The organism is Actinomycetota bacterium, assembly GCA_036280995.1.
Lineage (GTDB): Bacteria > Actinomycetota > CALGFH01 > CALGFH01 > CALGFH01 > CALGFH01.
Genome location: DASUPQ010000345.1, coordinates 1 through 5,251, shown reverse-complemented (window position 1 = coordinate 5,251; position 5,251 = coordinate 1). Strand labels below are relative to the sequence as shown.

Below are 5,251 nucleotides of genomic sequence, written 5' to 3'. Positions count from 1 at the left end.
CGACGCGGAAGAACAGGTGCGTGACCCCCCAGCCGGTCGACGGGACGACGGGATCCATGTGGTCGCTGCCTCCTGGGCGGGTGTCGGGCCGGTTCGTTCGCCACCATCGTGCCTGCTCGCGCGGTGGTTTGCCGAGTTCGGCGCAGCCGCGCCAGCGTCCTCGACGAGATAGATGAGTTAAAGACTATTGACATGATTGACCGGATGCTAGCATCCGGCCTGGCAAGGGCGCAGGCTGCCGTCGCAGAGCGGCTCGAGCTGCCCCTGCCCGCCGGGTCAGGTACCGGCCCGGCAGCCAACCGGCCCGCCCGGCCCATCCGGCCCGGAGGGCCGGATCCTGTTGCGGAGCTAGTTCCTCGATCCGCCCGGGTGGTCGCGCAGGTAGCGCTCGACCTCGGCGACCAGCTCCTCGGGGGGGAGGTCGGCGAGGCCGGGCGACCCCTCCTCGTCCTCGTCCTCGTCGTCGGTGTCGGCCTCGAGCCGCTCGATGTAGCCGGCGAGCTCCGGGTTCTCCTCGACCAGCTCGGCCACGGCCGTGTCGAAGGCCTCCGTCTGGCCGGCCAGGGCGCTGGTGTCGACGGCCATCGGCAGCAGCCGCCGCAGCTCCCGGATCAGCGCCATGGCGCCCCAGGGGTTGGGGGCCAGGTTCAGGTAGTGGGGCAGGGCGGCCCACAGGCCGACCGTCGGGATGCCCTGCCGGGTGGCCACGTCGCCGAGGACGCCGAGGATCCCGGTCGGCCCCTCGTAGCGGGAGACGTTCAGCCCCAGGCGCTCGGCCAGGTCCCGGTCGCCGGCCGAGCTGACCACCTGGACCGGCCGGGTGTGGGGCACGTCGGCCAGCAGGGCGCCGACCGTGACCACCATCTCGACCCGGAGGTCGGCGGCCAGCTCGACGATCTCCGAGGCGAAGGTCCGCCAGCGCAGGTTGGGCTCGTGCCCCCTGACCACGATCAGGTCGTGCTCGGCGGCCGGCAGGCGGGCGGCGCGCAGCTCGATGGACGGCCACTCGATCCGCCGGTGGCCGTCGACCTGCCGCACCGTCGGACGGGTCGCCTGGAAGTCGTAGAACTCCTCGGGGTCGATGACGGCGAAGGTCTCGGCCGCCAGCCCGTCCCCGATCGCGTCCAGGGCGGTGGTGGCGGCCTCACCGGCGTCGTTCCAGCCGTCGAAGGCGGCCAGCAGCACGGGGCCCCGGAGCCGGGGCCGCCTGATCAGCGTCGTGTGATCCATGCTCTCCACGATGCCACGGAAGGCAAGAGGGGCGCAGACTGGCCTACGTAGCAGAGCCTACGGTGGCCGAGGCAGGGGGGTCCGTCGATGGGGCGATCTTGCTCGCAAGAGGGCCGTCGTCCCCCTCTGGCACAACACAGACCGCGAAAACGGCGTACTATGCCCACTGCGGCCCCTCGCGCTGTCTTGGCCCCCCCGGATGGCGCGGGGGCCCTTTTTGCCCCGGCCTACAGATCGCCCAGGTCAACGCCCTCGTCGGCCAGCCGGGCGGCGTCCACCGGCTGGGCCCGGCGGATGACCTCGCGGACCGGGTCCTCGGCGTCCCCGTCGTTGACGATCAGGGCCGCCCGCGGCGTGCCCTCGCGCAGATACCAGGCGACGAACCTCGGCTCCTTGACCTCGCGGCTGCCCCGCACCACCAGCTCGTCCCACTCCCGCACGTGACCCAGGTAGGACAGGGACAGGTCGAACTGGTCGGAGAAGAAGTAGGGCACGCGGTCGTAGCGCTCGCCCGCCCCGGCCAGGTTCCGGCCGGCCAGCAGGCCCTGGTTGAGGGCCTCGGCCCAGTGCTCGATGCGGATGCGCCCGAACAGCGGGTGCTCGGCGTTGGCCACGTCCCCGGCGGCGAACACGCCCTCGGCCGCCCGCAGCTCCTGGTCGACCAGGATGCCGTCGTCGACCGGCAGGCCGGCCTGCTCGGCCAGGCCGGTGTCGGGCCGGACCCCGACCCCGATCACCACCAGGTTGGCGTGGAGCCGGGAGCCGTCGGGCAGCACCACCGCCTCCACCGTCTCGCCGCCCTCCAGCGCCTCGGCCCGGGTCCGGGTGCGGACGTGCACGCCCCGGTCGCGCAGGAAGTCCTCGAAGAAGCGGCCCATCTCGGGGCCGACGGCCCGGGTCCAGAGGGTCTCGGCCATCTCCAGGAGGGTCACCCGGGTGTCCATCTGGGTGGCGCTGGCGGCGACCTCGGCGCCGATGAAGCCGCCGCCGACGATCACCATGTTCTCGGCCCGGGAGATGGCCGCCCGCAGCCGCTCGGCGTCGTCGACCGTGCGCAGGTAGTAGACGCCCTCCAGGTCCTCGCCGGGCAGCCCGAGCCGGACCGGCTGGGCGCCGGTGGCCAGCACCAGGCCGCCGCCGTAGCGGAGCTGGTCGCCGACCTCGGTGGTGACCGTGCGGGTGGCCGGGTCGAGGGTGCTGGCCCTGGTGGCCAGCAGGACCTCGACGTCGTGGTCGCGGTACCAGGCCTCGTCGTGGGTGCGGGTCTTCTCGCGGCCGGCCTCGCCGCGCAGGAACTCCTTGGACAGCGGCGGCCGTTCGTACGGCAGCTCCGGCTCGGCGGTCAGGACCACGGCGGAGCCTTCGCCGCCGGCGGCTCGTACCCCCTCGGCCGCCTTGGCGGCGGCCACCCCGCCGCCGATGATCACGAACTCCATGTCGCGAACGGCCATGGGGCTACCTCCGGCGGTCAGGGGCCTCGGGACGGAAGCCTAGCCTTCCGTGTCCACCTGAGACAGTTAGCGCCTCCAGGGCCCGGATCCTTACCCCGTAGGCGTCGCCGGGGGCATAGGCGCCGGTCCGCTCGACCCCGCGGGCGACCGCGGCCGGGAGCAGCTCGCCGAGCGGCCGGCCGTGGGCGGCGGCGTCGCGGGCCTGGGTCGAGGACCGCTCGGGCACCCAGGCCGCGGTGGGCAGCGGCGCCGCCGCCACCGGCAGGTCGGGCGCCCGGTGGCCGGCCCGCTCGGCGACCAGCAGGGTGGCCGCCCGGCCCAGGCGGTCCATGGCCGCCGCCGGATCGTCGTACCAGCGGGGCTCGACCAGCTGGGCCGCCTTGTCGGCTCCGAGCAGCAGGGCCACCCGCCCTCCGGTGGCGCGGCCGAGGGCCTCGGCCATGTCGACCAGCAGGGGGTGGCTGGACGCGGCCGGAACGGCCCATGGGTGGCGGCGCGCCCAGGCCGCGACCCAGTCGAGGCGGTCCACCGGGTGGGCGCGCTCCAGGCCCTCCTTGGCCAGGCTGACCGGGGCCATGGCCAGCACCACCACCCGGCAGCCGGCCCGGTGGCCGGCCACGGCGAGGGCGGCGTGGGCCCGGGTGAACGGGTTGAAGGTCCCGGCCAGGAGCCCGGCGGCCCCGGTGGCCGGGATGGGCCCGGCCACCGGCTCCAGGCGGGGCGGCCCGGCGTCGCGGGCGCGGGCCAGGGCGGCGGCCACCGGCGCCAGCCGCCGCCGCTCCGCGGCGGTGAGGGTCGCGTCTCCCATCGCGGGTCGAGCATGCCACGGCGCGTCTGGCCGGGTGGCTCAGGCCGGGTACGGCAGGTACACGTAGGCGAGGGCGAGCGCGCAGCTGCCGCCCAGGTGGAACCGCCACCGCCTCGTCCGCACCGCTGCCCCCGGAAGTGCGCCGCCAGGGTCGTCGGGTCTGCAGACCCGATCGGCACCGAGCCGCCCGACTCAAGGAATTCGTCCGGGAGGCTAGGGGCGGAGCACGATGTCGAAGCGCGCCCGGAGCTCGGGCGGGGCCGACCCGGGGACCGGCGTGGGCGCCACCACCTCGCCCAGCGCGCCGGGCTGGAGCCACGGGTCGCCCTCGAACAGCAGCTCGGTCAGCAGCCCGGTCGCGTCGGGGTGCTGGACCTCGAAGTGGATGTGGGCCGGCGGCGGCTCCGCCTCGCCCCTGTAGTGGCCCGGCTTGACCGTCTCGAAGCGGTAGCGCCCGCGCTGGTCGGTCCGGAGCGCCGCCGCCAGGTAGCAGCAGCGCTCGGCGCTGGTCCCCTGGCCGGGCCCGTATTCGCCGGCCGCGTTGGTCTGCCACACCGCCACCGAGGCCCCGGCCAGCGGGGTCCGGCAGTCGGCGCGGTACACCGTCCCCTCCACCACCAGCCGCTCCCCGTCCCGCCCCGCGGCCACGGTCTCCGCCGTCCGCTCGACGTCCCCGCCGGGCCCGAGCCGCGCCGTCGACGGCGCGTCCGCCGCCGCCACCCGCTCCCCTCCCTGGCCGGCGGGCTCCCCCCGGGTCGCCTCGCAGGTCCCGCCCCCGGCCGCGGCCGAGGTCGTGGTGGGGGAGCCGGCCTCCCGGTCCGGCGACCCCGGGTCGCACCCGACCAGCCCCAGCATCCCGATCCCCGCCAGCAGGACCACGGCCAGCCGCCGACCGGGCGGGCGGAACCCGCGCCCGCCGGGCGCGCCGGAGCCCGCCCCTCCCCGGTTCCCGGGGCCCCCGAACCGGGAGGGAAGCCCGTCCGGGCAGGTGGGACGCAGGGTTGTCCACAGCCGGTTCATGGGAGGGGCCGCCATCGGGCGCCGCTGGTGAGGAGCATGCCGGTCCGGACGCAGGCGGCGCCCGACCCGTCGGGGCCGGTGATGAACAGGTTGCCGTCGCGGACGAAGGTGAGGCGGCGGCCGTCGGGGGACCAGGCCGGGGCGGCGTCCTTGCGGCCCCGGGTCAGGGCGCGGTCGGCGGAGCCGTCGGCGCGCATGACGTGGACGGCGCCGTCGTTGACGTAGGCGATGCGGCGGCCGTCGGGCGACCAGGCCGGCGAGTGCTCGTAGCCGGGGCCGTCGGTGAGGCGGCGGAACCGGCCGGTCGCCGGGTCGATCAGGGCGACGTCGTCGTTGTCGGGGCCGCCGTAGGCGGAGACGGCCAGGCGACGGCCGTCCGGGGACCAGCGGGGCTCGCTGTCGGAGGTGGGGGTGTCGTCGAACAGCGCGAGCGGCGACCCGTCGAGGTCGACGATCGAGATCTCGGTGGTCTCCATCGCGCCGGGGACGGTGAGGGCGACCCGGCGGCCGTCGGGGGACCAGTCGGGCTGGAACGAGGGCTGGCTCGGGGTGAGGTCGCGGCGGCCCGAGCCGTCGGGCCGGGCCAGGTGGACCGACGGCGGTGGGCTGAACCGGAAGGGCTCGGCCCGGGCGTAGGCGATCCGGCGGCCGTCGGGCGACCAGGCCGGGTCGAGCTCGCCGGCGTCGTCGTCGCCGACCCGGCGCAGGCCGCGGCCGTCGGCCCCGATGGTGAACAGGTGCT

General features: G+C 76.0%; 5 protein-coding genes. All 5 read right to left on the bottom strand.

Going from position 1 to position 5,251, the window contains the following annotated elements:
• Positions 1-348: 348 nt before the first annotated feature.
• The gene (locus VF468_11835) at positions 349-1,230 is read right to left on the bottom strand and encodes a PAC2 family protein (protein HEX5878988.1); all 882 of its coding nucleotides are present in this window, start codon (positions 1,228-1,230) and stop codon (positions 349-351) included.
• Positions 1,231-1,457: 227 nt separating this feature from the next.
• Positions 1,458-2,681: an FAD-dependent oxidoreductase gene (locus VF468_11830; GenBank protein HEX5878987.1), complete on the bottom strand. Its 1,224-nt coding sequence runs from the start codon at positions 2,679-2,681 to the stop codon at positions 1,458-1,460.
• Between the two features lie 4 nt (positions 2,682-2,685).
• On the bottom strand, positions 2,686-3,489 hold the full coding sequence (locus VF468_11825; protein HEX5878986.1) for a hypothetical protein: 804 nt from the start codon (positions 3,487-3,489) through the stop codon (positions 2,686-2,688).
• 213 nt (positions 3,490-3,702) lie between these two features.
• Positions 3,703-4,509: a hypothetical protein gene (locus VF468_11820; protein ID HEX5878985.1), complete on the bottom strand. Its 807-nt coding sequence runs from the start codon at positions 4,507-4,509 to the stop codon at positions 3,703-3,705.
• Positions 4,506-5,251 (bottom strand): hypothetical protein (locus tag VF468_11815; protein ID HEX5878984.1); only part of this gene is annotated, 746 nt, incomplete at its 5' end. The genes VF468_11820 and VF468_11815, both read right to left, overlap by 4 nt.

Coding starts and splice junctions, on each gene's coding strand:
- VF468_11835 (HEX5878988.1), bottom strand. CDS start 1,230: ATGGATCACACGACGCTGATCAGGCGGCCCCGGCTCCGGGGCCCCGTG.
- VF468_11830 (HEX5878987.1), bottom strand. CDS start 2,681: ATGGCCGTTCGCGACATGGAGTTCGTGATCATCGGCGGCGGGGTGGCC.
- VF468_11825 (HEX5878986.1), bottom strand. CDS start 3,489: ATGGGAGACGCGACCCTCACCGCCGCGGAGCGGCGGCGGCTGGCGCCG.
- VF468_11820 (HEX5878985.1), bottom strand. CDS start 4,509: ATGAACCGGCTGTGGACAACCCTGCGTCCCACCTGCCCGGACGGGCTT.